Origin of the sequence: Shewanella marisflavi (assembly GCF_002215585.1) — a bacterium.
In the GTDB taxonomy this organism is placed as follows: Bacteria; Pseudomonadota; Gammaproteobacteria; order Enterobacterales; family Shewanellaceae; genus Shewanella; species Shewanella marisflavi.
Map to the genome: position 1 here is coordinate 4,080,793 of NZ_CP022272.1, position 24,862 is coordinate 4,105,654.

The window sequence follows — 24,862 nt, forward strand, 5'->3', positions numbered from 1 at the left end:
CTAACCTACCCGTTCGGGTAATGGTAATTTAATCAAAGCCATAGATAATGTCCTTTCAGCCGTATTGGACCTTGGCTAAGTTGTCGTTGTCGGGTCCTTTTCATTGTTAATATTTGTAAGGACACAAATATGCGTTTAACTCACCTTAGCTCTCTGCTGCTCGGCACCTGCCTACTCAGTGCCTGCGGCGGCTCCAATAAGGATTCAGACACTCCCACTGACGGCGGCACACCGCCCCCCACTAGCTTCGACCATCAAGTGATCGGCACTGTGGTGTATCAGGGCGCAATAGCCGGCGCCGAGGTCTGCGTGGACCTTAACCAAAATGCCAGTTGTGATAATGATGAGCCCAGCACAGTCGCGGATGCAGAAGGTAAGTATCAGATCGACTGGGAAAGTGACGTAGAAATGCCCGTCTATGAGCTAGTCGCCAGCTGGCAGCAGGCAGCTGAGGCCAGCAGCAAGCCAGCCCTACTCAAGGCTGCGTTTCGCACCGATCTCCTAAATGCCAATACCTCAAGCGAGCAAGGTGAATCAGATAGCACTCAAACCATCATCTCCACGGAAGGAGAAGGCAAGCTGATCGCATTGCAAGAACACGGCGGCGCTCTCAACCCTATGACCCACTTAGAGTATCAGCGCGTCGCACGCATGCGCGCCGCTGGTACCACATCCCTTGATATCGCAACCCAGCGTACCCTGCTCGCCGCCATGCTACTGACTATCTACGAACGCGAGGGGAATCCCTATAAACTCAGCGCCGAGCAATCTCTGGCTCCTGAGTTTGTCGACACCTACCAACTGCACCGCCATCTAGAGGCGCTGATCGGCGAGCAGCTCAGCGATGTGCTGGCCGTGGACGACATCATGTCGATGACCCGGGATCAACTAAGGGCCCTGGTAGAAGCCAGTGGCACAAGCACTCAGGAATATTTAGCCAGCGACCCCATGGCGGTGCGCTTTCTGGTCAGCAATGCGCTGATCGCCCAAGGCTATATCGAGACGCCAATCGATGAGAAGATCATGTCGGACGCCGATTGGCAGGTGATCAACAACCATTTCCTTGAGGACGACCAGCTGCATAGCAACTTCACCCTGGCCCCCGCCACATTGCAGAGCCTCTTTACCCTCACCTATGGCACACCCGATCTCACCTTCGTAGGTTCTATCGTCGAAGGCAAGGTCAATGGCCGGGTATTCGATGATCGCGAAGGAACTGACACTCCAGAGGAGTGCTGGAACGGTGAATTAAAACTATGGGTTATCGAAGGCGATAAAGACTATCAGCCGCCGGAGATTAAGTTCAAAGACAACACACTACACACAGTGTACAGCGGCACCTCGGTCCCCATCACAATCGAATTCACTAAATACTCAGGCACAGGCGAGGAGTGGCAGGCCATTCTCAGTACCACACCACCAGCACTCAAGCTGGCCGAGCTCAATTGGCCAAGCCAGGTGTATCGCTACCGTGGAAAGCAGGCTGCGGACGTGATGTGTCGTGTACGGGGTGAGTTCGCCACCTGGCCCATGCCAAGCCATCAAGATCCAGAGCTTTTAAACACGGCAGATGTCGCTCGCCTCTTCTGGCCTGCCTTCTACCCAGACGACGTGGTGATCGATGAAGAGAGCCAGACCATCAAACTCAACATCACGGGAGAGGTCACGACTTATCAATGGTCGTTGAGCACCAGTCCAAGCGATGAACCTGTTCTGCGTGTGAAGCAGATAGACCTACCAGCCGCCTATGCCGAATTTGTGTCTGTCGATAACTATCTGATCCAAGAAGATACGCTCATCGAAGTCAGTGTCTACGAGGCCACCGACTACAGCGGCAAGCTCGGCGATTACCTCAGCCTCAGCTTCGACGGCAATGAAGACAACTTCAACCAACGCTTCCACCAACACCTGGAGGCGGTCGTCAAAGGCCAGCAACCTTAAGCCGGGCGAGTCAGCTAAACAAGCAAAGAGGATGGTGAACCCCATCCTCTTTCTCTTTCTCTTTCTCTTTCTCTTTCTCTTTCCAAAAATTGTTCCCTGAGCTGTTTTGCCTAACCAGGCTATCCCCCTCAAAATCACGCCGCTCACCCCCTATACTTAAACCTAATGCTTAGACCTTATGCTTGTAATGAGTGCCTAGGCTTTATCCTCGGGATAAGCCCCAATTCACAGACTCCTCCCCTCGCCCGTGCTACGCTGCGCGCCTGCAAGACTATACTCATTCCACTAGCAAAACACAGATAAGACGAGGCAAAGGTGAAAACCAAGACAAGTAGGCTATTAGGCAATATCGGGGTGCAAGTGGTGATCGCCATGATTATCGGCGCTGCCGTCGGTTTTATCATGGGCGAAGAGGCCAGCATATTTGCACCGTTGGGCACCATATTCATCCACCTGATCAAGATGCTGGTTATCCCTCTGGTGCTGGTCTCCATCATCTCGGGCGCCGCCAGCCTGGGTGACAGCCCCTCGGCGGGCAAAATAGGTATAGGCACCTTTGGTTTCTTCATCCTCACCTCGGGCGTCGCCGTCTCCTTGGCACTGCTACTGGGTAACCTGTTCCAACCCGGCAAGGGCGTCGACTTCACCGCCCACAGCGCCAGCGGCCTGATGAAAGTGACCGAAGAGCAAGGCGCTCTGCCCGGTGTGATGGATACCTTTATCGGTATGATCCCCACCAATGTGTTTGAGTCGCTCACCGGCGGCAATATTTTGCAGATCTTGGTATTTAGCATCTTCTTCGGTATCGCCCTGACCAAGGTGAAGGGAGAAGGCAGCAAGCCTATCCTGGCGGCGCTTAACACCATAGTCGATGCCTTCGTCTGGATGATCAACTGCGTCATGGTGATCGCCCCTATCGGGGTGTTCGGCCTGATGGCCGATTCGGTCGGTACTTTCGGCTTCGATGCCTTAGAAGTGGTGTTCAAGTTATTTGCCGTGTTCGTCTTCGGCATCTTACTATTTGGCTTTCTCTTCTTCCCGCTGCTGGTGCAGCTGTTCTCCAACGTCAGCGCCAGGAAATTTATCAGTGTCATGAAGAAACCTCAGGTGATGGCGCTTTCTACCGCCTCCTCCATGGCGACCCTACCGGTGACCATGGAGACCTGTGAAGAGGAACTGGGCGTGTCTAAACCTACCGCCTCCTTCGTGCTACCACTAGGCGCCACCATTAACATGAGTGGCAACGCCATCTATTACGGTCTGGTGGCTATCTTCTTTGCTCAGATGTACGGTATCGATCTCAGCCTCGGCGCCTATGTGGCGATCATCTTCACCTCGACTCTGGGCGCCATAGGTCAGGCAGGGGTGCCAGGCCCGTCATTCCTGGTCGTCGCTGTGCTACTGGCCGCCGGTATCCCCATCGATGGACTGCCACTGCTGTTTGCCCTGGACAGGGTGTTCGACATGATCCGCACCTCGCTCAATATCACCGGGGACGCCGCGTGCGCCGTGATCCTCGATAAATACAGTCACAGCTAGATGCCCTCACTAAGGTGCCCCAATGGGCACCTTTTTTTCATCTCTTGCCTGCTGGGCAAAGTCAAACAAACCAAACTTTATGTAAAGTAAGCTTGACCTTGGTTGTTTTTTGACTTAACTTGATGTGTAAAGGGTGTTTGACATTTCAATCAAGCGAGAGGAACTGCACATGAAACAGATCATCGACGCCATCTGCTCAAAAGGATTGCCGTTAAGGGATATCAAGAATGCCAACCGGGTTAACTTACTCGCGCTATTGTGGGCACTCAGCCTGGGCGGCACCTCTTGGCTGGCGCACCAAGACTATCTGACCTCAAACTGGATACTGGCCACCTGCCTGCTAGTTCACAGCGTCTTAGGTATCTGGATGTTACTGGCGTTTAAGCGCTTTTTACGCCAGCTTGATGAGATGGAGCGCAAGATACAACTCGATGCCCTCGCCTTAGCTGTTGGCGTCAGCATCTTAGGCTTCTCCATCTATTCGATTCTGGATCTGGCGGATCTGCTACCGGATCTCAAAGCCGCCTACCTGGTGATACTGCTGGCGCTAACCTATATGCTGGGCATCACTATAGGGAGGCTCAACTACAGATGAAAAACCGACTAAAACCCCTGCGCGCCGAGCGGAACTGGACTCAAGCCGATCTCGCAGGTCTGCTGGATGTGTCGAGACAAACGGTCAACGCTATCGAGAAGGGTAAGTACGATCCCAGTCTACCGCTAGCCTTTAAAATTGCCCGTCTGTTTCAGCTTCCCATCGAAGCAATCTTTGAGGATGAAACCCGCGCTGAAGCCTGAGCATTTTTTCTTCTGGCCCCTATTGACTCAGGGGCCTTTTAGATCGACACTCGCCGAAAATTGACCCGCAGATCCGCCCAAGACGTTATCCCGCCCGTAAGCCCTCTGCACCAAACTGTTGAACTAGGACCAAACCATGAACTTTGATGCTTGGGTAGCTATCGATCCCTTTAGCTGGCGCGAACTCGGCAGCGCCGTACTCTGCGGCCTCATCATAGGCCTGGAGCGCCAACTCAGGGGCAAACCCGTGGGTATACGCACCTCTTCTCTGATCGTGCTGGGCACCTATATCTTCATCACCGCCTCCATGACCGTCGCCACCTCGGTATCAGATCCCTCGCGCATCATAGGTCAGGTAGTGACAGGCATAGGTTTTCTCGGGGCAGGTGTCATGCTGGCGAAAGAGGGTGTCGTGGTAGGGGTGACCTCTGCCGCCGCCATCTGGGCCTTGGCCGCCATAGGTGTCTGTATTGCGGTGATCGATCCTTTTGTGGGGATCAAGCTATCGCTCCTGGTGGTCGCCATTCTCTACGGCGTGGATCTGCTGGAGGAATACTCCTCGCTCTTTACCCGCGGGGTACATACCAAATACCGTAACTGGCGTCGCAACGGCTATTAATCATTTAGGTGTGGCGCCTCGGCTCTTGCCAGGCACCACACCTGTACCTGAATATAGCGGCGCTCAAACAACTTGGTGATTTCACTGACCGTAGTGCCTGTGGTCACCACATCATCTATCAGGGCGATGCGCTGATAATCAAAATCTTCCATCAAGCTAAACGCGCCCGCTAAGTTACGCCGCCGCTGCTTGCCGGTTAAGCCAGCCTGAGGCTGAGTATCGCAGATCCGCGCTAGTGCATGGGGCAAGACAGGCAGTGACAGTGCCTGACCCAGCTCACTGGCAATCAAATAAGCCTGATTAAAACCCCGTTCACGCAAACGTTTAGGATGCAGAGGCACAGGCACTAACACCTGCGGCAGGGTTATCGCCTCTATCTCTACCAGTGCCTGTATTCGCTGCACCAAAGCATTCACCAAAGGCGTCAGGCCAGCCAGCTGCCCCTGATATTTTATAGCCGCCACCGCCTCACCCAGCCCATCATGATAACTGGCGGGGGCAACCACTTTAATTGGCAGGCTTTTCATGCAGGCACCGCAATAGCAGGTTTGCACGCTAATAAGCCGGCCACAGCCCAAGCAGCTTGGGGAAGCGTAGAGGCCCGCGTGCAGGCAGGTTAAACAGATCCCACGCTGTGGCAAGACCACCCTTTGATGGCACATCATACAACGATTGGGTAGACTAGCCGCCAGCAGGCGTTTCAGCCTGGCGCCGAGCCAGTGCCAACGCGATAAATTCAGATGAGTTCTATCCATTTAACTTGTATCCGACCGTTAGAGGCATCTTTGTGAGTCAGCAATCCTTGCACATTGAAACTATAGGCCAAGGCCGTCCCATCGTCATGCTCCATGGTTGGGGGGTCAACAGCGCCGTCTTTAACCCCCTGCACCACGCAATTGCCGCTCACCAACTGATTTGCATCGACCTGCCGGGCTTCGGTGACAGCCCCGCCATCGGGGGTGAATTGGATACCTGGGTCGATCACATCATGGAGCAGGTACCTGAGCAGGCGATCTGGGCTGGCTGGTCCCTCGGCGGACTTATCGCTACCCGTGCGGCTGTGCGCTATCCAGAGCGTGTCAATGCACTACTCACTATAGCCTCCTCTCCCTGCTTTATGGCGCGCGATGCCGAAGGCTGGCCGGGTATTCCGCCGCAGATTCTGGGGCAATTTGGCGACCAGCTGGAGCAAGATCTCGGTAAGATGATCGAGCGATTCCTGGCCATACAAGCCATGGGCAGCGAAACCGCTAAACAGGATATCAAGCAGCTTAGGGATCTGGTAATGGCCAAACCGCTGCCGGATGCTGGCGCGCTGCGCGCCGGCTTGCAGATGCTTAAAGAGGTGGACCTCAGGCCGCAACTCGAAGAAATTCAACAGCCTTGGCTGAGAGTATGGGGGCGTTTAGATGGCTTGGTGTCTCGCCGGGTACAGCCGCTGATGCCGGTGAATACCGAGCTATATAAAGATCTTATCTTGCCCAAGGCTTCTCACGCGCCCTTCTTTTCCCATAAAGGCGAGTTTGTCGAAGGGGTAGAGACCTGGTTGCAGACGCTTAAAGAATAATCACTTTAATTCATAACACTTTTTGGTTATTATTTAGGCAACCGTCTAGGAGTTTTCTATGTTAGTGGTGACCAACTATCCGCAAGTGCCGATCGCGACGACCAACGCCGCGACCGATAGCGCACGGGTAGAAAGTCAGCAACGCCCGCCTATTATTCCTGCGCCTCAGATGGCCAAGAGCAACGAAGAGCGCCCCTTTAACCCGCAGAACGAGCGCGCTGCCGATCAGGCCAATGTACAAGCTAGGCTCAACGAAAAAGTTCAGGCCAAACAGCAGGGTCAGGGCCAACATCAGCAGGAAGGTCAGCAACAACAGCAACAGGCGAAACAAGGTGCGGCCATCATTCGGCCTCTAATCATGAAACCTGCGCTGGCCCGTCGTGACATACGATCGCCACAGGCTGAATCACCACAGGAACCGCAGAAACCCAAGACTCGATTCGACAATCAGGCCACCAGCTTCTATCAGAGTGTGTCGGCCCATGTCGCCAACTTCTATCAAACCCAAACTCTCCCTAAGGGAGAGCCTGAGTTATCCACCTTTATTTAATCGACGCTACCTGCTGCTGCGGCGTTTGATACAACTGCTGCTGATAAGCCATGCTCCCCCACAGCGCCCATGACAGGGCCATCTGCTTCATCTCATCGCTTTGAGGGCTATGGGTAAGCGTCTTGCTCTCAAAATCATATACATAACCTGCTGGCTCGCGCTCGGGTTGGAGGATCACCATATCATCGCCACGCAGATAGGCCATGTTCTTGTCATACTGCATCAGGGCCCTACCAGGCCAGTTGTGATCCACCTGGGTCAGATCTCGCCCTAGCATAGGATAGCTGCCCGATATCCCCATTAGCGATAGAAGCGTCGGCCCCAAATCTATCTGGCTCACCACTCGCTGGTCCATCTTAGGGTCAATATCATCCCCCAGAATTATCGCCGGGATCCTAAACTGCTCAACAGACACTAGGGATGCACCGCCGACACGGCTCTCATGGTCGGCCACCACCACAAACAGGGTATCTTTCCAGTAGCTGGACTGCTTAGCGAGTTTAAAGAACTCTCCCACCGCATAATCGGCATACTTGGCGGTGTTGTTGCGGGTCTGCTTGGGTTGCTCATAAAGCTCGATGCGGCCATCGGGGAACTCGAAAGGCTCATGGTTAGATGAACTAAACACTAAACTAAAGAAAGGCTTATCTTCTTTATGGAACTGTTCGAATTCATCATTGGCCCGCTTGAGCAGATCTTCATCCGACACACCCCAAGAAGCGACAAACGCAGGATCTTTATAATCCTTCTGGTCGACGATATCGCTAAAACCATTACCCAGGAAGAAGGTGCGCATGTTATCGAAATGACTCTCACCACCGTAAATAAACTGAGTCTGATAACCGTTCATCTTAAGCAGATCGGCGATGGTAAAGAAATCTGTCTGACTCTTACCCAATTTGACCACAGATCGCGCCGGTGTCGGTGTAAAACCTGTGGTCACCGCTTCGATACCTCTAACCGAGCGGGTACCTGTTGCATAGAGACGGTTAAAAGCCCACCCCTCCTTTGCCAAGGCGTCGATATTGGGCGTCAGGGGTAAGCCGCCAAGATAGCCGGTAAACCTCGCTCCCAGGCTCTCCTGCAATATGATCACTAAATTCTTCGGCTTACCTTGATAACTTGCCTGGTTATAGGTCACGCTGGGCAGGGACTCTGAGGTAAAAGCGCTCAGCGGGCGACCGCTGTCTTTACGAATATTTTCGATGATCTGACTCTTATCCAGCTTGCCATAAACCTTAGAGGCATTAGCTTCGGCCCCCATCTGCTTAATGGCAAACACCAAAGAATAGGAGGAGTTAACTACCAGAGAATTCACCAGAGGATCATCGGCAAAGGCAACCATGGCCGGGTTCAGTGGACGGTGACCTAGGCTAGATCTCGCGCCCAGCAAGGTCACAGCGATCACCAGCAGCGCTATTATCGGACGCCATAACCAGCGAGGGTAAACCACATCTTTGAGTAAGCGCCCACTCAGGCGCCAGCCACCCCAAAGGCTAAGACTAGTGACCAGCAATCCGAGAAAAATCTCCCCCTTACGACTGGTCCACAACATGGAGAGCACCTCTTTGGGATAGATAAGGTACTCGATATAGAGACGGTTTGGCCTTAGGCCATATTCCTCAATAAATGAGGGAGTAGAAAGCTCTAGAAAAATCATCAACCACAGCCCCAGAGTCAGCCAGACTCGGAGCACAGACTTCCAGCCACGTCCCACAAGGTGATCGCCGGCAAAGAGTGTTGTCCCTAAGGCCGCGACACCCCAGAGCCAACACAGGGTGGAGAAATCCACTCTCAATCCCTGCAACAGAAGATGAGACCAGCCATCCACGGCTGCCACCCTATCGGCCTGCCATATACCTAAGCCAATACGGCTCAGTGTCGTGATGGCTAAGGCTATCAACCCAAAATAGATAATGGCGCCAAAGGGCCCCAATGCTGACTTAACTTTAGTCATAAATTTTCCAAGTATTTTTATATAGTCGAATGCTTTCTGGCGAAGCACTTGTTTTCTTGCGCACGTCGAACGATAGTTTGACATAAAAGTAAAACTTAAGTTCTATTTATGTTTCAAAGTGCGCGCAATCAACGAAAATAGACAAGTCTGGCCATCATCTAGTAGAGCAGTCACAAGGTGAAAGTTTTGTCGAAGGGTGCCTGCACGAGCGGCTTGAAAGATAGGAAACACGAGACATTGAAACAAAAAAAGCCAATCCCCCTAAAGGAATTGGCTTTTTCTTTATTTACTTATTGGCTATTTTTTAAATTTAGCAAAGGCATCGGCAAAGGCGTTACCCATGGCCGCGTTGGCCGGCGCCTTAGGCTGCTTAAATTGCCCCTTAGGCTGACTCTTGCCTTGATGGCCTTTACCCTGACTTCCCTTACCCTGTGGCCCTTTAGCAGGCCCCTTGGCTCCCTGATGAGCACTTGCCTTTTCGCCGGGTTTCTCATCCAGACGCATGGTCAGGCTAATACGCTTACGCTCAACGTCGACTTCCATCACCTTCACCTTGACCACATCACCCGCCTTCACCACGGTATGGGGATCGCTGACAAATTTGTCGGTAAGCGAGGAGATATGTACCAAACCATCTTGATGAACACCGATATCGACGAAGGCACCGAAGTTGGTCACATTGGTCACCACGCCCTCTAAGATCATCTCAAGCTTAAGATCTTTGATCTCCTCGACCCCTTCCTTAAACACGGCGGTCTTAAACTCGCCTCTAGGGTCACGGCCCGGCTTATCCAGCTCGCTGAGAATATCTTCTATGGTAGGCAAACCAAATTCTTCGGTCACAAACGCCTTAGCATCGATCTGCTTGAGCAGATCTTTGTTGCCGATCAGGGCATCGACCGCCTGTTGTTGCGCCTTGGCAATACGCTCAACTAGGGCGTAGGTCTCGGGATGCACAGCACTGGCATCCAATGGGTTTTCTCCCTCTCGAATACGCAGGAAACCGGCGGCTTGCTCGAACGCCTTAGGACCGAGACGTGGCACCTTAAGCAGCTGTTTACGCGAGGTAAACTGACCATTCTGGTCGCGATACTCGACGATATTACGCGCTAGCGTCTTGTTTAAGCCCGCAACCTGAGTCAACAGCGGCATAGAAGCCATGTTGAGATCCACGCCAACACCGTTTACACAATCTTCCACCACGGCTTCAAGAGACTGGGACAGCTGACTCTGGCTCACATCGTGCTGATATTGTCCCACACCGATAGACTTAGGTTCGATCTTCACCAGCTCGGCCAAAGGATCCTGCAGACGACGGGCGATAGAGACGGCGCCACGAATCGATACATCCAGATCGGGAAACTCCTCCGCCGCCAACTCAGAGGCAGAATAGACAGAGGCACCCGCCTCGCTCACCATGATCTTGGTGAGTGTCGGCATCTCACCCTTCACCGCGGCAATCACCTCTCCCGCCAGCTTGTCAGTCTCGCGCGACGCCGTGCCATTGCCAATGGCAATCAGCTCAACCTTATGCATCTTAACCAGATTGGCCAAGGTGCGGATCGACTTCTCCCACTGGTTTTGCGGCGCATGAGGGAAGATGGTGGAGTGCGCCATCAGCTTACCCGTGTTGTTCACCACGGCCACCTTGACGCCGGTTCTCAGCCCTGGGTCTAACCCCAGTGTCGCCTTAGCACCGGCAGGGGCTGCCATCAGCAGATCGCCCAGGTTACGGGCGAAGACGTTAATCGCCTCGGTCTCGGCGCGTTCACGCAGCTTGGCAATAAATTCGGTTTCCATCTGCAAAGCGATCTTGATACGCCAGGTCGACGTGACCACTAGCTTAAGCCACTGATCCACCGCTGAGTCACTGAGCTTTAGGTTAAAGTGATCGGCGATAATCACCTCGCAATAGCTGCCCTGCTTAGACTCGTTATCGGGATCGGCATTCATGCTCAGGCTCAAAATGCCCTCATTGCGACCACGCAGCATGGCCAGCGCACGATGCGACGGCACATTCATCAGCTTTTCGCTGTGTTCAAAATAGTCTCTGAACTTGGCGCCCTCTTTCTCCTTGCCCTTAAGCACACGGCTTTCGAGCACGGCGCTCTGGGTCAGATGCTGACGCACCTTCTGCAGCAGCTCGGCATCTTCGGCAAAACGCTCCATCAGGATGAAACGAGCGCCATCGAGCACAGCTTTTACGTCATCAAAACCCGCCTCGGCATTGAGGTACTCGCTCGCCAAGGCCTCGATATCCGCCTGACGATCGGCAAGTAAACGATCCACTAAAGGTTCCAGCCCCGCCTCGATGGCGATCTGCCCCTTGGTGCGACGCTTAGGCTTATAGGGAAGATAAAGGTCTTCCAGACGCGTCTTGCTGTCGGCCTGGTCGATAGCGGCCTGTAGCTCGCTGGTCAGTTTGCCCTGGGCCTGGATGCTGGAGAGGATCACCTGACGGCGATCGTTGAGTTCGCGCAGATAGCCTAAGCGACTATATAGCGTGCGCAGTTGGGTATCGTCTAAACCACCTGTGACCTCTTTACGATAACGCGCCACGAAAGGTACCGTCGCGCCGTCATCCAGTAGAGTGATAGTTGCCGTCACTTGCTGCTCACGAACATTGAGTTCCTGAGCGATGATTTGTGCAATATTTTGCATAGATTACATCGTGCCCAAATAGAGAGTTAATTGCCGCCAAAGATAACACAGGCACAGACTAAGTTGTACGCCCTATCTGTCGCAACCCCAGTTTTTGGCGAGTTAAATAGGCGACACATCTCTCAGTTTAGCCGCGTTGTTCGCACAACTCTTGCCAGCGTGAAATCGCCTCAACATCGCCATTGCGATAGCCGATATAACAGTTGAGCTTCTGAGTGGTATCGCTCTGGGCCGCCTCTTCAATCGGTGCTGGCACTTCGATCAGGTGCAGGCCACCGCTGGCGACGCAGCTACACAGGGTATCGACAAATTCACCAATGTACTGACACAGATGCCCCTTGCCGCCATAGGCCTGAATCAATAATTTAGGATCGAATCCCTCGTGATTACAGGCATAGATGGGGGCATCACCGGCCTTGCCCAGATGGAAGATGTTGTTGCGCATATAGACGACCACTAAGTTTGCGCCCTGCTTTTGCAGATTGATCAGCTCATTGGCCTGAAAGTTAAAACCACCATCGCCAGTGATCACCACCACGCTCTGATCGCTTCCCAGCTCCGCGAGTTGGTCTACTACGGCTCTGGCGTAAGGCAGGCTGGTGCCCATGGCGGCATACCAAGGATTGGCCAGATAGCTGCGACCAATATCGCTGCCAAGGGTGTCGAGTTCAAAGCTGGCAAACAGCGAATTACCCACCTCTGGCACAAAGATGAAGGGGCGAGTCGCTGCCTGCTGCGCAGCATTAATACCCGCCGCCAGAAGATGATAGCCAAGCTCTGCTTGCGGCGCTGGCTTCTCTGCCTCTATTGGGTTCAGATTGACTTGCGTCTGCAATGCCAGCGGCTGCTCAATCAGCAGCGAGATCACCGCATCTACGTCAGTCTCCCACTGCGCCGTGCCCTTCAGCATCGTCTTGTTGCCGTGATTGTCTATGGCATGGGTCTGACTGCTAAAGGCATTGTTGGTGTCAGAAGGGAAAATCGCCGTGCCCAGCTCCAGCACATAATCGGCCTCTGACTCGATATACTGCTGCTGGGGCAAACGGCTAAACACGCCGTTATAGCTGCCTAAACAGAGCGGCTTTGACTCATCCAGCATTCCCTTACCAAACCAAGTGGTGGCATAGGGCAGATGGTGTTGCTCGCAGAAGGTCAGAATCTTTTCCAGTAGCGCCGGGTTAAGCCTGAGCTTTTCTCCCAAAAACACCAAGGGTGCCTTAGCGCGTGTTAGCTGAGTGCGGATCTGATTGGCGATCAGCTCGGCGCCACTCAAATTGAGCGCCTGCGGCCTTAACTCACTCGGGCAGCTAGGCAGGTTCAATGCCTGAGTCAGCTGATAGATGAGGTCGCGCGGCACCTCGATATACACGGGTTGACGGTTCACATAGGCATGAAGCAACAGCTGCAAAAACTGCTCAGCCGCCACATTGGGCTGACCGCTATGACGCTGGCCTTGTAGGCGCTCGGCGCGCACCCCCAGCGCCTTGAAGGCGTTGAGCGCTGCATCGAGATTCGTATGCCAAGCCGTATGAGGATGCACGCTATGGTGCAGCGCCTGACTGTTGATCTCTGCCTCACCGGGTGCCCCCGAGATAAATACCACAGGCAGGCCTTCGGTGCGCGCTAAGGCGGCCGCCGAGGTGCAAGGCAAGCTACCTACCGTATAGGTGGTCATACAGACACCAAGTGGGTTTAACTCGGCCTGAGCACAGGCGCTAAAACCTGCGTGCATCTCATTGCTAGACGGCAATACCGCGACCTGCTTATCCAGCGCATTAATCAGATTAGCGACAAAGTCACCGCCAACACCATAGACACGCTTCACGCCAAAGAAGGCAAGCAGTTCGGCGATGCTATCGCCTAACAAGGGTAGATGGGCGGCGTAATCGGCGCCAAAATTAGATTCAATCGATACAGACACGGCAGGCTCTCGGTTATCCAAAACAGCCTGTAGCCTAGGAGGAGTCGCAATGCGACGCTTTGATCGAGATCATCAAGCCATCAGGGGCCAGGCAATGACAGATGATCTCCATGGTGACAAGATTTCGTTACAACGAAGCTAAGAGCTAAATATTAAATATAATATCAATCAGTTAAAAAGTGGATGACCTGTTACCTCAGGCTTACATCCTACTTTGACCGCTAGTCTTCAAAGGCCTTATATTGGATCTTGTTGACGTACCACTCTTTCTTACCGGCGGGCGTGTTAACCACCACTTCGTCATCCACCTGCTTACCAATAAGAGCTCTGGCCATGGGCGAGTCTATGGTGATATAGCCAAGCTTGGTATCCAGCTCATCCTTACCGACGATGCGATAGCGTACAATTTCGCCCGCCTCGTTTTCCAGCTCCACCCAGGCACCAAAGAACACCTTGCCCTCCTGCTGGGGGGAATAGTCGACAATTTGCAGATCCTCCACCCGCTTCACCAGATAGCGCACACGGCTGTCTATTTGGCGCAGTAAACGCTTGTTGTAAGTGTAATCAGCGTTCTCACTGCGGTCGCCTTGGGCCGCCGCCTCCTGCACCTTCTTGGTGATCTCGGGGCGATACTCTTTCCACAAATACTTAAGCTCTCTATCGAGCGCTTGCCACCCTTCACGGGTGATCAACATGGCTTTCATCTTTCTCTCAATGCAACTCAATAAGGATACCCGGCAGTCTGCCTAAGGCATCGGCCTCTTTTCGGCTGATAATACCCATGGGGCCGACAGAAAAACAATAGCCAAGCTCGCAAGCAGGCCTTATGTCAGCCATAGAACAGGGTTTCAATTTGGTTACAATTTCCCGAAACAGCCATAAGAATGAAATATTCACATTTAATATCAGCCAATTACAGCTAAAATTAGTCTAGCAAAGCGATTTTATCCAAAGGCCAAAGATCAAATCCCGCTAGGCTTTTAAATAGCAAAGCGGCTATATTAAGCAGGCACATAAGATTAATATTGAATATCAGCCAGTTGAGCGGTAAAACTCGAGCCGATCGCACTGAAATAAGGGATAGAGAGCATGGGACAAGAAACCTCTAAAATTCTCGTCGTCGATGATGATATGCGGCTTAGAGCCCTACTAGAGCGTTACCTGATGGAACAGGGTTATCAGGTCAGAAGTGCCGCCAATGCCGAGCAGATGGACAGGCTGCTGGAGCGGGAAAACTTCCACCTATTGGTGCTGGATCTTATGTTACCAGGTGAAGATGGCCTCTCTATCTGCCGTCGCCTGCGCCAGAACGGCAACACGATTCCAATCGTGATGCTCACCGCCAAAGGCGATGAGGTAGATCGCATCATAGGGCTGGAACTGGGCGCCGACGATTACCTACCCAAACCCTTTAACCCCAGAGAACTCCTGGCTCGCATCAAGGCGGTCATGCGCCGTCAGGCGCCCGAGGTACCAGGCGCGCCGACACAGCAGGAAGAGGAGATCACCTTCGGTGAGTTCACCCTTAACCTGGCCACCCGCGAGATGTACCACGGTGAAGAGGCTATTTCACTCACCAGCGGCGAATTTGCGGTACTTAAGGTCTTAGTGAGTCACCCCAGAGAGCCACTGTCGCGGGATAAGCTGATGAATCTGGCCCGCGGCCGCGACTATTCGGCATTGGAACGCTCTATCGACGTACAGGTATCACGTCTTCGCCGACTGATCGAAAAAGATGCCGCCAACCCAAGGTATATCCAGACAGTCTGGGGCCTGGGTTATGTATTTGTGCCCGACGGTGCTGCGCGGCGTTAGCCTTGGCTAACCCTACCGCCCATCGTCCCTCACAATGAAATGGTTTAAACGTTTTCTGCCCCGCAGCGCCTTTAGTCAAACGGTGCTGCTGATAGGTTCCCTGTTGCTGGTCAACCAGCTGGTTTCCTACCTCTCGGTGGCTGTCTATTTTATTCAGCCCACCTACCAACAGATCAATCAGCTAATCGCCCGTCAGGTCAACCTGTTGTTTGTTGACGGCATAGATGTCGGCCGCGAACACCTCTCTATGGTCGACGCCCTCAATGCCAAGGTGCGCGACGATAGCATGGAGATCTACAACCTCAAACAGGCTCGCGAGGCCGGGGTAGAACGCGCCGCTTACTACAGCCTGTTATCGGCGCAGATGTCTGAGCATCTAGGCGGCAAAGCCGAAGTGCGCATCGCCCAGGGCAAGGAGTTTGAGATCTGGATCCGGCCGCCTCAGGCGCCCAGTGTCTGGATTAAGGTCCCCTTAACCGGCTTTAACGAGTTTGGCCTGTCGCCACTGACCCTCTATCTGATGGTGATCGGCGCCCTGAGTGTCGCCGGCGGTTGGTGGTTTGCCCGAAAACAAAACAAGCCGCTAAAACGCTTGCAGAAAGCAGCTATCTCAGTTTCCCGTGGAGACTATCCCGCGCCCCTGCCACTAACCGGTTCTACCGAGATCATCGAGGTAACCAACGCCTTCAACCGGATGTCACGCAGTATGCAGCAACTGGAGCAGGACAGAGCCTTACTGATGGCGGGGATCTCCCACGACCTGCGCACGCCACTGACCCGCATTCGTCTCGCCTCCGAGATGATGGTGGAAGAGGATGAATACCTTAAAGAGGGGATAGTGCACGATATCGAAGATATGGATGCCATCATCAATCAGTTTATCGCCTATATTCGTCAAGATCAGGAAGCCAATCGCGAACAGGTACAACTCAATGATCTGCTGCAAGATATTGCTCAAGCCGAGGCCAATCGTGATGCTGAAATCGTGCTGGCACTCAGTGACTGCCCCGAAATCCCCATGCAAGCGGTGGCAATCAAACGCATCATCAGCAACTTGGTGGAAAACGCCTTTCGCTATGGCAACGGCTGGGTAAAATTAAGCTCCACCTTCGACGGGCACAGGGTCGGCTTCAGTGTTGAAGACAATGGGCCCGGTATTTCCAGCGAGCAGATCCCCAAGCTATTTCAGCCGTTTACTCAGGGAGATATCGCCCGAGGCAGCGTCGGCTCTGGGCTGGGGCTAGCGATCATCAAACGTATCGTCGATCGCCATCAGGGCAAGGTTGTCCTCACCAATAGACCCGAAGGCGGCCTGCACGCCCAGGTATGGTTACCGCTGGAGTAGTACTGACACCACTCGCTTGTCTGACTTTTCAGACCTAGTCACCAATGTCATCAATTTGCAATCTTTACGTCATATTCTGGCGCAAACTGTCATTGGCGCTTGATCATGAAAATTTCCACCCTCTCTCTCTGGGCTTCTGCCACTCTGTTATTGCTGGCCGCACTGCTGGCTGGTGTTGTCGTTTGGAGCAATCAGGAGCGCGCGCAGATAGAGCAGAAAAATCAGATGCTCGCCGAGCTGCAGCAGCAATTTCTGCTGGAGGTGCGCCGTCAACTGGAAAACTATCTGAGCACAGGCAACAGCCAGCAACTCAACAGCGCCAGACAACAACTGCAGACTATCGCCGCCGGTCTCAACCAGCTCTCCCATGAAGAGGCCAGCCGACTGCAGCAATCTATCACTAAGTTTATTAACGACTTAGACAGTCAATACCGCGCCGCAGGCAAGCTGGCCGGTAATCCGCGTCAGCTGCTGGCCCATGCCGAGAGCGAGATGCTCTCCTACAATCAGCACCTGGCCGAATATGCCGACAAGGGACTAGTAGAACACCCCAAGCTCGCCAAGCAATACCTGCAACTGACCCAGAGCCTGCCGCCCCTGGTCTATCAGCTGTCACAACTGACCCAGGATTACCTGATAGGCAAAGATCAACGACTAAAACCTTTGCTGGCCACACAGATACAGGCGCTGACCGAGTGGCATGATCAATTGGCTAAGCTGCCACTAATAGGCTTGTATGAGACTGTGGAGGCCGACGAGTTTGCCCTGGGCGACGATAAAGCCGAGCAGATAGAGATAGGTGAAAGCGACTACAGTGAACTCCTCTCCCTCAGTCAGCGCTATGGCAAAGAGGTGAGCAACACCCACCAGCTACTGACCGCCAATCAGGAGGCTCAAGAGGCGATGATGGCCGCTATCGTGCGCATCGAAGATGAGCTGCTCAAGTTAGGTCAGGCCCAGCAAGCGCAAAACCTGCATCTCAAACAACAACTACAGACCCTGCTATATGGCGTGGTATCTGTGCTGGCGCTGTTTGCCCTCATCTATCTGTTATTGCAGCAACGTCGAGTGGTTAAACCGCTTAAGCACCTGAATCAGGCCTTCATGCGCCTGAGCGAGTCCAACAGTCGTGAACGCCTGACCATAGCGCGTCGCTGTGAGACGGGTCAGATAGCCGGTCACTTCAACCAGTTGCTGGACAGATTCGAGGCCGAAGATGCCACACAAAGAGTTAAGATAGGCCAGATCTCCACCTCCTTGTCGCAGTTAGTACACCGCATTACCGAGCTGACCCAAGGCACGGAAACCACCCTGGGCATAGTCGATACGGCGCAGAACCAGACAGAGCAGGTGCGAGCCATCGCCCGTGAGGTGAGCGAGCTCTCCAGCCAGGTCGAGCAACATGCCCAGCAAACCCATAGCCAGATGCTTGCCAGCCAGCAGGAGGTTCAGGCCTTCATGAGCGCCGCCGATGAGACCCAGCAGGCGGTGAGCCATTGCCATCGTTCGCTGGACAGCTTGACCACCTCGGTCAACGATGTCTCCACTATTCTCGATGTGATCGGCAATATCGCCGAACAGACTAACCTGCTGGCCTTAAACGCCGCCATCGAGGCCGCCCGCGCCGGCGAACAGGGACGCGGCTTTGCTGTGGTGGCCGACGAGGTGCGTAGCCTGTCACAGCGTACTCAAGAATCACTACAGCAGGTCGTGACCATCCTGAGTCAGCTCACCGACGCCAACCAACAGCTCACCCTTAGCGTCGAGGGGATAGCGAGCACCAGCCAAAAACAGGCACAAGGCGCTCAGAAGCTATGGCAAGTTACTCAGACGGTACAACAGCAATCCCAGGAGATGACAGAGACTGCCCAGCAGGGGGCTCGTTTCAGCGGCGATCAGGCCAACCATTTGGACAGCCTGTCTCAGGCGATGGAATCACTCAAACAACACGCCATGGCCTCCGCCAGCCAGAGTGAGGTGATTGCCGATGAAGTGGCGCAAGGCGTGGCCGACATTGAAGCCAGTCTCGGCATCAGCGAACAGCAGTCTCCACTGCAAAGCGCGGCCTAAATATTCAGTTTAGTCTACTGAAAAATATCGCCTTTTATGCTAATGTGGGTGCATCATAACGGATGATGAATTCACAGAGGCGCCTCATGAAAACTCCACTAGCACTGGGCTTAGTCGGTCTACTTAGCTTTTCTGCACTTGCAGATTCCGACAACTCTCCTTTCGCCATGTCGCTCATTGCTGGTCTTGAGTCTTACCCGGACTCAGAGTTCAGCTCTATGTCTCGCGGCGGCGGTCTGTCGTTTATCTGGGATGACTTGCGCTACGACAATCTTTACCAGCTAGACAACAACTACTTCCGCGTGCGCGCTACCTACTACTATGAGCGCGACTCTGAAAAATATGACGAAGATAGATACCGCGACTCCATGGATCTGCGCTTTAACTATCAGCGCCCGTTTGCCAGCTTCGGCAAGCAGCAAGACTATCTATTGAGTTTCCACGGCCGTTATGAGGGGCATTACAACAGCCAACAGCTGGAAGAGTTTGAACAGCTAGCGGTGGCCGGTGTGGCACTCAACCGTCGATTTAGCGATATCAATCACTATGATCTCGGCCTGACACTGGGACTGGGTTATAGCGAAGAAGAAAAAGATGACGACTGGCCGCGAGAAGAGATGGGCCGCACCGAAGATGAGCTCAACCGTGCCGGTTTGGGTTACTTCTTCGAGTGGAGCAATAAGTACACCTTCGCCCACTCAGGTGTGCAGCTTGCCGCTAAATGGGCACGCTTCGATGGTCAGTGGGGCTACGATGCTGACAAGTTCTACACCATGGACAGACTCACTCTCGAGGTCGTCACACCACTGGCGAACCAAAACAATCTACTGCACTTCATGACCCAATATATCAGTCGTGATTATGAGGTAGACCTCTTGGGCTTCGACGACACCCTATATCGTGTTGCCGTAGAATATGTGCATTACTTCTAAGGCATTGCAGGTAAGTGCATGGCGGCTAACGCCATATCAGCACAAGCCACAAAAAAGGGAGCCTTAGGCTCCCTTTTCAAATCCACCGAATTACAGCGCGGCCAAGACCACCTCGGCCTTACTGACCTCAAAGCTCTTTGGCGCCTCGACATTCAACAGTGTCACCACGCCATTGTCTATCACCATGGCATAACGTTGAGAGCGAATGCCGCCAAAACCAGCGGTGTCCATCTCTAGGCCCAAGGCCTTGGTAAAGCTGGCGTCGCCATCGGCCAACATCATCAATTCACTGGCATTTTGCGCCTCGCCCCAGGCCTTCATCACAAAGGCATCGTTAACCGATACACAGGCGATAATATCGACCCCTTTGGCCTTAAACTGATCCGCCAGCACCACATAACCGGGCAGATGCGCCTCAGAGCAGGTTGGGGTAAAGGCGCCGGGAACGGCAAACAGTACCACCTTCTTGTTAGCAAACAGCTCTTTTACATCATGGTTGACCATGCCGTTTTCGGTCAGCTCGCCTAGCGTGGCGGCGGGTAATGCTTGTCCTTGGGCTATCATGTAAAAATCCTTATGGTTAACAGTAAACTTAGGCAGCCAAATTGGCCTTGTCATGTCACTCACCTAAGCAGATACCTGAAGCATAGCCGTTATTCATCAAGACAAACACAGACTAACCTTAGGGTTTCTATATATCACGCCCCTGAATGCGCCTGGTTTTTTGGGCGCAGGTGGCGATAGGCGCCGCGAGCGCAGCGGCCACAGCCGTGCAGGGTCAGTTCACACAGCATGGCAAACAGCAGACCAAACACCAAGCCAAAGCCGATAGCGCGGCCATCTAGCAAGATGCTATGGCTGAAATTCTGCCATACCTGGTCACGGATCTCAGGCAGAGGCGCCAGCACAAGCCTGTCGAAACCGCCGTAGGTTGATTGATTAAACTCAGTCAGTGCCTCTGACAGCAACTGATACCTTTGATAAATCGCCTCTATGCTCTCGCCGCCGGCATTAAACACGGCGTCGGGATTCTGCTTATAGTGAGTAATCAGCTTATCGAGATCGCCGCCAAAGAAACGGTCCGCATCGCGCTTAAATTCGGCCAAATTCTGTTTAGCCTCCTGGGTATGAGCAGCAAGCGCCTTGCCATACTGATCGACAAAAGCGGGAACCTGCACCCCGAGCAGAACGCCGCAAACAAACAGCAAAAGCCTGAGGTAATCCATCAAGCGTCTTATCATCATTTCCCTCCCCTTGCCTTAACGGATCACTAGCTCTCTAAGCTAACCTTTGGGTTTTGGGCACTGGCCTGTTTGTGATAGATATCATCCAGATAACCTAGCAGCTGTTCTTCCGTCAGCTCGGGCGGAATCACCACATCATAGACACGGCTGCGCATCCCGGTTTGCGACTCACTAAACAACTGCCACTCCTCGCCAACGCGCCGCACCGACATGGACCTGCCGAACACATTAATCCTGAGCATCGTAAACTCCTTGGATATCTCTTCGTCTGATAATGGCTCCAAATGAGCGAATAAAATAACTGAATAAGCAGGCTAACATTGGCCTTAAGGCACCACAATAGGTATCGAGTAAAGGCTTACCAGGTGGTCAGCTTAAGCGTACTTACAGTTGAAAAGTTCACTCCACTGAACCACAACTTTTGCCATCAAAATGTCACAACAGCCGGGCAAATTGGGCAAATATCTAAGAAAGGGCATGAGGAATAAACTTGAGTGAAAACCAAAGTAATTTCTATTACTTATTCATTGGAAGCCTCAATGTGATCTATTTCACACTAATTAGCAAGTTAGGTTATAAATTACTATAAATCAGCAAATTAAGTCTAAAGACCGAGAGCTGGCTGTATGTATTTTGAACTACAATATGGCCTCCATCGCAAACTCAGACTTAAACAAACGCTGTACGATCATCATCAAAAGTGAGGTTTAAAATGAAGCGAATAAAATACTTTATACCACTCCTAATCTTGACAGCCATTGTCCCGACCACACTCCCCCATGCAATTGCCGCTCAAGACAAAACCCCCATAATCGAATTTAAAAATGGCTTCCCTCTCGAGCTGGAGAAAAAAACACGCCAAGCAAATTATGGTGAGCTATTCACAGGAGGCGATGTCTCTGCTTATTTCAATATGCGTGCATCTGAGTTTTTACCTACCGCGATATTGCCCGCCAGACAACCAGTCATGCCACTGGGTAAAAAGCTCATGCCTGAAATAGGAAAAGTGAAAGCTGAAATGCTATCAGAGAGTAAGCTAAAGGGCCCTTTAACACTGGATCATTTTTTAGAGCAATCTGATGGTGCACAAGGTTTCTTAGTCGTACACAAGGGCAATATCGTTTATGAAAAATACCCTCGTATGCGACAGGAAGATTCTCACGTTTGGATGTCTTCAGCCAAGCCTACAGCCAGCTTACTCATCGATATGTTAATTAGTGAAGGGAAAATCGATGAGAATGCCCCCATCACAAACTACATCAAAGAGTTCAAAGGCACTGATTGGGACACCATAACCACACGTGACGTGATGGATATGGCCACAGGGATGGATTTAGAGGATACCAGTGAATCACGATTCGATCCTGATAACGTTGCCAGACGGGTATACGAGGCCGAGTTTGGCTTTCCAAATGAAAAGCGGGGCGTTGAAACCTTAATTGATGTGCTGAAAAGCACCAAGAAGAAAGAAGAGCCAGGGCTTTCATTCCAATATGCTTCAGGTCTGACGCAAGTGTTAGTAATACTCGCAGAAGCTGTTGAAAATGAGCGCTGGCATCAAATTTTCGATCGCCGCGTATGGTCTAAAGTGGGGGCAGAAGGTGCACTCCAGATGCACATGAGTCCAGATGGCATAGTGGCAGCTCATGGTTTAATATCCAGTAATTTACGAGACTTTGCTCGCTTTGGCATGCTCTACACACCTAGCTGGAATAAAATCGCCACAGAACAAGTTGTATCTGATGAGATATTAAAACGCATTCATAGCAAGGTTCGCACCCATGACTTCATTATGAAAGGGTTCGATGGGCCGGTTTTCGTTGAATACCTAGGCTCTAAAGACTTTATCGCCAATAGCCGTCAGTGGGATGTTTTATGGCCAGATGGTGACATGTGGAAAGGCGGATTAATGACTCAAGGATTGTACGTATCGCCTAAAAAAGACCTTGTCATTGTCTATTATAATGTAAATCAAGAAGACCACTCTGGTCATCGTTATGCTCGCCAAATAGCCACATCAGGCCTATTTGATAAGTAAATCCATTAAGGATTAAGCGTTTATGTATCGACGCTTAATCCTTTCTCTAATTATACTCACTACTCGCTCTTCATCGCGGCCTTAACGTAGACATCGAAGCGGTTCTTCTTGGTTTCGATGCGGGTGCTGGGTTTAACACCGTCAAGATCATCGGCGTAGTCGGGGCGTTTGACCACTACGCGCTTGCTGGCGAGGGCCATGGCAGGGGCCAGCAGGCCGTCGGCATCGAGATCGGCGCCCACTAGCGATTGGAATACCCGCATCTCTTTCTTCACCAAGGCAGACTTTTCCCTGTGGGGATACATAGGATCCAGATAGACCACATCCACCTGCTCGCCCAAGGCTGCCAGCGCCGTCAGGCTAGAGCCATGGACCAGACGCATGCGTTCCTGCATCCAGGAGCCGATATCGGCATCTTCATAAGCGCGGCGCAAACCATCTTCCAACAGGGCGGCGACCACAGGGTTACGCTCCACCATGGTCACTGTACAACCCAGGCTGGCTAGCACGAAGGCATCTCGCCCCAAACCTGCGGTGCCATCAACCACACTAGGGGTCACACCTTGTTTAAGACCAACGGCCTTAGCAATAGCCTGGCCTCGACCGCCACCGAACTTACGTCTGTGAGCCACGGCGCCAGAGACAAAATCGACAAATATTCCCTTAAGCTTGGGCTCGTCGCGCTTGTTCAAGATGAGGCAGTCATCTTCAAACACCAACTCAAACAGGGCGTCCTTGTCGAACACTAAGCCCCAACGGTCACACACGGCTTCCAGAGTCGGGTATTGGCGATTAAAAAAGATCCCCATGGGCAGAACATTTGTTGATGATGCAGTCACTTTGGCTCGGTAAATTAAGAAATCACGCCGACATTATGCCAAAAGTGCACCACGCTGAATACGCTCTTTATGCGTGGCACGCTGTTACGCACTCACCAACTCTCTGTACCTAGGCGGGCATCCCCCCTATAATCGCCCTATCAGGCTAGCGCCCTCACCATCTGGAATCTTCATGTTAAGTTACCGTCACGGCTACCACGCCGGAAACTATGCCGATGTGCTTAAGCACACCCTCTTGTTGCAAACCTTGAAATTGATGCATAAGAAGAACAAGCCCTTGGTGTATATCGACACCCATGCCGGCGCCGGTGGCTACGCACTGTCAGACGAGTTTGCACAGAAGACGGGCGAGTATTTAGAGGGGGTCGCCAAGCTGTGGGATAAGCAGGACTTGCCCGAGGCGCTTGGCCAATACATAGGCGATATCAAACACTTCAACAGCGGTGACGAACTCGAACTTTACCCAGGCTCACCTGCATTTGTTGACATGAACCTGCGCGACGCAGACCGCATGGTATTGCACGAACTGCACGGCGCCGATCATCAGTTGCTAGATGAGCAACTGGGCGGTGACAAGCAGATCAAGGTGATCAAGGGCGATGGTCTTAAAGGGCTACTGGCCGCTGTGCCGCCGCTGGAACGCCGCGGGGTAATTCTTATCGACCCTAGCTACGAGATTAAAAGCGATTACCAGGAAGTCGCCAAAGCCGTAATCAAGGCCCACAAGAAGTTTGCTACCGGGGTCTATATGATCTGGTATCCGGTGGTGAAGCGTGAACAAACCGAAGCCATGTTTGACATGCTGAAACAGAGCGGCATTAAGAAGCAGCTGCGGATAGAACAAGCCATCAAACCCGATAGCGAAGAGTTTGGTATGACGGCCGCAGGCCTTTGGGTGATCAACCCCCCCTGGCAACTCGATGAGATCGCGCAATCGACCCTGGATTACCTGCACCCGCTGCTTAATCAGGGTGGCGGCCATGTTCAAGTCACCTGGGAAGTGGGCGAATAGCGCCCTAAATAGTA

The 24,862-nt window shown here is 52.6% G+C and carries 22 protein-coding genes; 13 read left to right on the forward strand and 9 right to left on the reverse strand.

The window, feature by feature from the left end; all coding sequences use genetic code 11:
- Nucleotides 1–129: 129 nt before the first annotated feature.
- From CFF01_RS17990 to CFF01_RS18010, 5 genes are all read left to right on the forward strand, one after another.
- Nucleotides 130–1,941 carry a hypothetical protein gene (locus CFF01_RS17990; RefSeq protein WP_088905698.1) on the forward strand — a complete coding sequence of 604 codons (1,812 nt, stop codon included), beginning with the start codon at nt 130–132 and terminating at the stop codon, nt 1,939–1,941.
- Nucleotides 1,942–2,256: 315 nt separating this feature from the next.
- Nucleotides 2,257–3,480 (forward strand): dicarboxylate/amino acid:cation symporter, encoded by a 1,224-nt coding sequence (locus CFF01_RS17995; protein WP_088905699.1) that lies wholly within the window; start codon nt 2,257–2,259, stop codon nt 3,478–3,480.
- A gap of 169 nt (nt 3,481–3,649) precedes the next feature.
- Nucleotides 3,650–4,075: a hypothetical protein gene (locus CFF01_RS18000; RefSeq protein WP_088905700.1), complete on the forward strand. Its 426-nt coding sequence runs from the start codon at nt 3,650–3,652 to the stop codon at nt 4,073–4,075.
- Nucleotides 4,072–4,278 carry a helix-turn-helix transcriptional regulator gene (locus CFF01_RS18005; protein ID WP_033540289.1) on the forward strand — a complete coding sequence of 69 codons (207 nt, stop codon included), beginning with the start codon at nt 4,072–4,074 and terminating at the stop codon, nt 4,276–4,278. The genes CFF01_RS18000 and CFF01_RS18005 overlap by 4 nt, the downstream gene beginning before the upstream one ends.
- Before the next feature lie 136 nt (nt 4,279–4,414).
- Nucleotides 4,415–4,897: an MgtC/SapB family protein gene (locus tag CFF01_RS18010; RefSeq protein WP_033540290.1), complete on the forward strand. Its 483-nt coding sequence runs from the start codon at nt 4,415–4,417 to the stop codon at nt 4,895–4,897.
- Here the strand turns inward: CFF01_RS18010 and CFF01_RS18015 are convergent.
- Nucleotides 4,894–5,652 carry a ComF family protein gene (locus tag CFF01_RS18015; RefSeq protein ID WP_052125804.1) on the reverse strand — a complete coding sequence of 253 codons (759 nt, stop codon included), beginning with the start codon at nt 5,650–5,652 and terminating at the stop codon, nt 4,894–4,896. The two genes, CFF01_RS18010 and CFF01_RS18015, sit on opposite strands and share 4 nt — an antisense overlap.
- Before the next feature lie 32 nt (nt 5,653–5,684).
- Here CFF01_RS18015 and bioH point away from each other — a divergent pair, with 32 nt between their 5' ends.
- Together bioH and CFF01_RS18025 are read left to right on the forward strand one after the other, a co-directional pair.
- The gene (gene bioH, locus CFF01_RS18020) at nt 5,685–6,464 is read left to right on the forward strand and encodes a pimeloyl-ACP methyl ester esterase BioH (protein ID WP_088905701.1); all 780 of its coding nucleotides are present in this window, start codon (nt 5,685–5,687) and stop codon (nt 6,462–6,464) included.
- A 58-nt stretch (nt 6,465–6,522) separates the two neighbouring features.
- Nucleotides 6,523–7,014 carry a hypothetical protein gene (locus tag CFF01_RS18025; RefSeq protein ID WP_088905702.1) on the forward strand — a complete coding sequence of 164 codons (492 nt, stop codon included), beginning with the start codon at nt 6,523–6,525 and terminating at the stop codon, nt 7,012–7,014.
- Here the strand turns inward: CFF01_RS18025 and CFF01_RS18030 are convergent.
- The 4 genes from CFF01_RS18030 to greB form a co-directional block, all read right to left on the reverse strand.
- Nucleotides 7,007–8,971: an LTA synthase family protein gene (locus tag CFF01_RS18030; RefSeq protein WP_088905703.1), complete on the reverse strand. Its 1,965-nt coding sequence runs from the start codon at nt 8,969–8,971 to the stop codon at nt 7,007–7,009. The two genes, CFF01_RS18025 and CFF01_RS18030, sit on opposite strands and share 8 nt — an antisense overlap.
- Nucleotides 8,972–9,268: 297 nt before the next feature.
- On the reverse strand, nt 9,269–11,632 hold the full coding sequence (locus tag CFF01_RS18035) for a Tex family protein (RefSeq protein ID WP_088905704.1): 2,364 nt from the start codon (nt 11,630–11,632) through the stop codon (nt 9,269–9,271).
- Between the two features lie 127 nt (nt 11,633–11,759).
- Complete coding sequence (locus CFF01_RS18040; protein WP_088905999.1) at nt 11,760–13,553, reverse strand: thiamine pyrophosphate-binding protein; 1,794 nt, start codon at nt 13,551–13,553, stop codon at nt 11,760–11,762.
- A gap of 221 nt (nt 13,554–13,774) precedes the next feature.
- Nucleotides 13,775–14,257, reverse strand: a complete 483-nt coding sequence (greB, locus tag CFF01_RS18045) for a transcription elongation factor GreB (protein ID WP_033540295.1) — start codon at nt 14,255–14,257, stop codon at nt 13,775–13,777.
- Between the two features lie 385 nt (nt 14,258–14,642).
- Between greB and ompR the strand changes: the two genes are divergently transcribed.
- The 4 genes from ompR (at nt 14,643) to CFF01_RS18065 (ending at nt 19,715) form a co-directional block, all read left to right on the forward strand.
- Entirely contained in the window at nt 14,643–15,368 is a 726-nt protein-coding gene (ompR, locus tag CFF01_RS18050) for an osmolarity response regulator transcription factor OmpR (RefSeq protein ID WP_011867431.1), read from the forward strand.
- Between the two features lie 34 nt (nt 15,369–15,402).
- Nucleotides 15,403–16,713: a two-component system sensor histidine kinase EnvZ gene (gene envZ / locus CFF01_RS18055; RefSeq protein ID WP_088905705.1), complete on the forward strand. Its 1,311-nt coding sequence runs from the start codon at nt 15,403–15,405 to the stop codon at nt 16,711–16,713.
- Between the two features lie 105 nt (nt 16,714–16,818).
- Nucleotides 16,819–18,783 carry a methyl-accepting chemotaxis protein gene (locus CFF01_RS18060; RefSeq protein ID WP_088905706.1) on the forward strand — a complete coding sequence of 655 codons (1,965 nt, stop codon included), beginning with the start codon at nt 16,819–16,821 and terminating at the stop codon, nt 18,781–18,783.
- A gap of 86 nt (nt 18,784–18,869) precedes the next feature.
- Nucleotides 18,870–19,715: a hypothetical protein gene (locus tag CFF01_RS18065; RefSeq protein ID WP_088905707.1), complete on the forward strand. Its 846-nt coding sequence runs from the start codon at nt 18,870–18,872 to the stop codon at nt 19,713–19,715.
- A gap of 90 nt (nt 19,716–19,805) precedes the next feature.
- Here the strand turns inward: CFF01_RS18065 and CFF01_RS18070 are convergent, their stop codons facing one another.
- The 3 genes from CFF01_RS18070 to CFF01_RS18080 all read right to left on the reverse strand — a co-directional run bounded on the left by CFF01_RS18070 (nt 19,806) and on the right by CFF01_RS18080 (nt 21,201).
- Complete coding sequence (locus CFF01_RS18070; RefSeq protein ID WP_033540299.1) at nt 19,806–20,279, reverse strand: peroxiredoxin; 474 nt, start codon at nt 20,277–20,279, stop codon at nt 19,806–19,808.
- Between the two features lie 134 nt (nt 20,280–20,413).
- Nucleotides 20,414–20,959: a DUF2937 family protein gene (locus tag CFF01_RS18075; RefSeq protein ID WP_232479476.1), complete on the reverse strand. Its 546-nt coding sequence runs from the start codon at nt 20,957–20,959 to the stop codon at nt 20,414–20,416.
- Between the two features lie 26 nt (nt 20,960–20,985).
- Nucleotides 20,986–21,201: a DUF7661 family protein gene (locus tag CFF01_RS18080; protein WP_088905708.1), complete on the reverse strand. Its 216-nt coding sequence runs from the start codon at nt 21,199–21,201 to the stop codon at nt 20,986–20,988.
- A 470-nt stretch (nt 21,202–21,671) separates the two neighbouring features.
- Between CFF01_RS18080 and CFF01_RS18085 the strand changes: the two genes are divergently transcribed.
- Nucleotides 21,672–22,997: a serine hydrolase domain-containing protein gene (locus tag CFF01_RS18085; RefSeq protein ID WP_088905709.1), complete on the forward strand. Its 1,326-nt coding sequence runs from the start codon at nt 21,672–21,674 to the stop codon at nt 22,995–22,997.
- A 59-nt stretch (nt 22,998–23,056) separates the two neighbouring features.
- Here CFF01_RS18085 and CFF01_RS18090 read toward each other — a convergent pair whose 3' ends face one another.
- Nucleotides 23,057–23,806, reverse strand: coding sequence for a class I SAM-dependent methyltransferase (locus CFF01_RS18090; RefSeq protein WP_033540306.1), 750 nt, complete (start codon nt 23,804–23,806; stop codon nt 23,057–23,059).
- 202 nt (nt 23,807–24,008) lie between these two features.
- Between CFF01_RS18090 and CFF01_RS18095 the strand changes: the two genes are divergently transcribed.
- On the forward strand, nt 24,009–24,848 hold the full coding sequence (locus CFF01_RS18095) for a 23S rRNA (adenine(2030)-N(6))-methyltransferase RlmJ (protein ID WP_088905710.1): 840 nt from the start codon (nt 24,009–24,011) through the stop codon (nt 24,846–24,848).
- Nucleotides 24,849–24,862: the final 14 nt, after the last annotated feature.

Bases quoted from the DNA above. Each gene is read 5' to 3' on its own strand.
- CFF01_RS17990 (WP_088905698.1), top strand. From the start codon at position 130: ATGCGTTTAACTCACCTTAGCTCTCTGCTGCTCGGCACCTGCCTACTC.
- CFF01_RS18000 (WP_088905700.1), top strand. From the start codon at position 3,650: ATGAAACAGATCATCGACGCCATCTGCTCAAAAGGATTGCCGTTAAGG.
- CFF01_RS18005 (WP_033540289.1), top strand. From the start codon at position 4,072: ATGAAAAACCGACTAAAACCCCTGCGCGCCGAGCGGAACTGGACTCAA.
- CFF01_RS18010 (WP_033540290.1), top strand. From the start codon at position 4,415: ATGAACTTTGATGCTTGGGTAGCTATCGATCCCTTTAGCTGGCGCGAA.
- CFF01_RS18015 (WP_052125804.1), bottom strand. From the start codon at position 5,652: ATGGATAGAACTCATCTGAATTTATCGCGTTGGCACTGGCTCGGCGCC.
- CFF01_RS18025 (WP_088905702.1), top strand. From the start codon at position 6,523: ATGTTAGTGGTGACCAACTATCCGCAAGTGCCGATCGCGACGACCAAC.
- CFF01_RS18030 (WP_088905703.1), bottom strand. From the start codon at position 8,971: ATGACTAAAGTTAAGTCAGCATTGGGGCCCTTTGGCGCCATTATCTAT.
- CFF01_RS18035 (WP_088905704.1), bottom strand. From the start codon at position 11,632: ATGCAAAATATTGCACAAATCATCGCTCAGGAACTCAATGTTCGTGAG.
- greB (WP_033540295.1), bottom strand. From the start codon at position 14,257: ATGAAAGCCATGTTGATCACCCGTGAAGGGTGGCAAGCGCTCGATAGA.
- ompR (WP_011867431.1), top strand. From the start codon at position 14,643: ATGGGACAAGAAACCTCTAAAATTCTCGTCGTCGATGATGATATGCGG.
- envZ (WP_088905705.1), top strand. From the start codon at position 15,403: ATGAAATGGTTTAAACGTTTTCTGCCCCGCAGCGCCTTTAGTCAAACG.
- CFF01_RS18060 (WP_088905706.1), top strand. From the start codon at position 16,819: ATGAAAATTTCCACCCTCTCTCTCTGGGCTTCTGCCACTCTGTTATTG.
- CFF01_RS18065 (WP_088905707.1), top strand. From the start codon at position 18,870: ATGAAAACTCCACTAGCACTGGGCTTAGTCGGTCTACTTAGCTTTTCT.
- CFF01_RS18070 (WP_033540299.1), bottom strand. From the start codon at position 20,279: ATGATAGCCCAAGGACAAGCATTACCCGCCGCCACGCTAGGCGAGCTG.
- CFF01_RS18075 (WP_232479476.1), bottom strand. From the start codon at position 20,959: ATGATGATAAGACGCTTGATGGATTACCTCAGGCTTTTGCTGTTTGTT.
- CFF01_RS18080 (WP_088905708.1), bottom strand. From the start codon at position 21,201: ATGCTCAGGATTAATGTGTTCGGCAGGTCCATGTCGGTGCGGCGCGTT.
- CFF01_RS18085 (WP_088905709.1), top strand. From the start codon at position 21,672: ATGAAGCGAATAAAATACTTTATACCACTCCTAATCTTGACAGCCATT.
- CFF01_RS18090 (WP_033540306.1), bottom strand. From the start codon at position 23,806: ATGGGGATCTTTTTTAATCGCCAATACCCGACTCTGGAAGCCGTGTGT.
- CFF01_RS18095 (WP_088905710.1), top strand. From the start codon at position 24,009: ATGTTAAGTTACCGTCACGGCTACCACGCCGGAAACTATGCCGATGTG.